General features: G+C 43.0%; 3 protein-coding genes and 1 pseudogene. All 4 read left to right on the top strand.

The annotated features are described in order from the left end of the window. Window positions 1-248: integrase core domain-containing protein (locus tag DU481_RS15490; RefSeq protein WP_350135983.1), on the top strand; the 248-nt coding region annotated here is incomplete at its 5' end. Between the two features lie 16 nt (window positions 249-264). Beyond that, a pseudogene (locus tag DU481_RS15495) lies at window positions 265-972 on the top strand (site-specific integrase); the annotation flags it as partial. 471 nt (window positions 973-1,443) lie between these two features. Beyond that, window positions 1,444-1,767 (top strand): DUF4258 domain-containing protein, encoded by a 324-nt coding sequence (locus DU481_RS15500; protein ID WP_350135985.1) that lies wholly within the window; start codon window positions 1,444-1,446, stop codon window positions 1,765-1,767. Beyond that, window positions 1,764-1,979, top strand: a complete 216-nt coding sequence (locus DU481_RS15505; RefSeq protein ID WP_074722694.1) for a hypothetical protein — start codon at window positions 1,764-1,766, stop codon at window positions 1,977-1,979. Before DU481_RS15500 ends, DU481_RS15505 begins: the two co-directional genes overlap by 4 nt. The last annotated feature ends 694 nt before the right edge of the window (window positions 1,980-2,673 follow it).

Here is a 2,673-nt window from a genome sequence, read left to right on the forward strand (position 1 = left end):
AACTTGATTACATTCAGCCAGGAAAACCACAACAGAATGCTTATATAGAACGCTATAACAGAACTGTTCGGCATGAATGGCTGGAGATGAATGACTTTGCAACCATTGAAGAGGCGCAACTTACTGCAACACAGTGGTTATGGATTTACAATAATGAACGTCCGAGCATGGCGCTTGGAGGTATAACGCCAGCCATGAAGTTGGCAGGAACTTTTAAACTAAAATACTCTACTGCAAACTCCTGTTAAACATGGGGGGATTACCATTGCAGAGATTGGCGGATTAAAGCGGAAAGAAACGAGTCCGGCGACAGCTAACCGTTTATTGGCTCTAATTCGCTCAATCCTGCGCCGTGCGGCACTTGACTGGGAATGGATAGATAAACCTCCGGTCATTAAGCTGTATCGTGAAGCAAAGCGCCGGGTGCGTTATCTGAATGCAGATCAAGCGAGTATTCTGATTCGGGAATTGCCGCAACATTTGGCCGATATGGTGACGTTTTCACTGGTTACAGGCTTAAGACGGTCAAACGTCACAAAGCTGGAATGGTCGCAAGTGGATATGCAGCGTAATGTAGCATGGATACATGGCGATCAGGCAAAAGCGGGAAAGCCGATCCATGTGACGCTAAATGAAACTGCAATAGCGGTATTGACCAGACAGATTGGAAAACACCCAAGATCGGTATTCAGTTACAAGGGCAAGCCAGTCACGCAAGTGAATACAAAAGCTTGGTATAAGGCGTTAAAACGTGCCGGTATCGAGAATTTCCGCTGGCATGATTTGCGTCATACCTGGGCAAGCTGGTTAACTCAGAATGGCGTTCCGCTGAATGTCATTCAAGAAATGGGCGCATGGGAATCTGCTGAGATGGTAAGGCGTTATGCTCATTTAGCGCCTGAGCAATTTTCCCAACATGCCCGGGTCTTGGATGGTGTGCTAAATGTCACAAATTTGGCACAATCGAAGTAAGACAGATTCGGTTATGTTTCTAAGTTACTGATTATTGGTGCTGTTGAGAGGAGTCGAACCTCCGACCTACTGATTACGAAGCCTAGTTATAAATTTTGTGGTTATATAAATCAATCACTTGCAATGCTTGCCAAGCATAAAATCAGTGTCACACAACTACATATGATGGTATTTCAGGCGCAGTTTGGCACAAATCTGGCACAATCAATTTTGCAATCTGTAACATTTAAAATTGTATCAAAATTTAACTGCAAGAGTTGGCTTGCTATTATTGATACAATGAAACCTTGGTAGTTTTATTTGATCGCATATACAGCTCCGATCCTATTGCCAAGGTTCGTTGTCGGAGATGGAACTTAAGGAAGCTAAATAAAATACAATGAAAAATAAAGGGATAAGCTGGAGTGATGATTTCCAGGAAAAATAGATGGCATATTTCGTGTTGATAATTTTATCTGATGATATTTTGTCATGAGTGTGACTTTACAACGGGTTATAGCATTAGTTAGTAACGGGGATGTCCGTATATCTGAACATGGTTATGATGAGTTGTCACACGACAATATCTTTGCAAGAGATATTCTCTCAGGTATTGGTGAGGCGATAGTCGTGGAAGATTATCCAGACTATCCGAAAGGCCCATGTGTACTGGTGTTACAAAAAGATAAAAAGAACAAGCCAATTCATGTAGTGTGGGGTATTCCTAGAAATGCAAACATGCCAGCTGTTGTCGTTACGGCTTATCGCCCTGACTGTAATAAGTGGAGTAATGATTTTTTGAGGAGATTACGATGAATAATAAACATCTAACAAAATTGGTACGAGAAGGCCAATACATTGCGGAAGTTGAGATCGAGTTGATAGACGCAGGAGAAGGCTGGTCGCCCTATTTGTCGATTGAAGACGCATATAAATTAGATGATGTTCGTGCTGCCTTGCAACGCGGAGATATTCGTACCGCAGGAAAATTTGGTAGAGTTTATACGTTGACGCCTTTAGCAGTATAAATTTTGAGTATTGGTATTAGCTAGAAACTGACTAATAATCTATGTACTTACGCAGCAGGGGCACCTATGTGCGGCGGAATTGAATATCAGAGTGAAAAGATATATTTCCCGCAACTGGGGCGCGGTTGCCGGTGCGTTTGCGAGATGGCAGTGTAACTTGGATAGCCTGGGGCAGACGCAAGGATGAAGCCACTGGTAATTTCCGATCGGCGGCTGGGCACGACTGAATTCCATCAAAAGCGGAAAATGGAAGCCCTGGCATCCAAGACCGGTTTTAATCGCTGCTGATCAGTTTATGGAAAAAGATCACGACAACCAATCCCACTGGATACCCTTGGATACAAGAATGGCGATTCGAGGACTATTGGCAGAAAGAGATGATGAAATGCGGTTTATGTGGTGACTATCAACACGCCACCTGAATATGCCTGGATACATGACCGCTGGCCGAGATTGGTGCGATTGACGGATCAATAATTAGAGTCTTTTTCAATCTGACATTGATTGACTGGATTCGGCCAAAACCGATCTATCTATCAATAAATAATTCCAGATTAACGACGGGATATAGCCTTAAAACGGGGGTGTCCTAGATTTTGTGTAAACGGTGATTAATAATGCCGAGGCATTCTTTCGTTAAATTGAATGGTAAACCTGTTTAGTGCAGGTTTCCAATCTCTTAGTGGCATAGACC

Source organism: Nitrosomonas sp. (genome assembly GCF_040240425.1).
Lineage (GTDB): Bacteria > Pseudomonadota > Gammaproteobacteria > Burkholderiales > Nitrosomonadaceae > Nitrosomonas.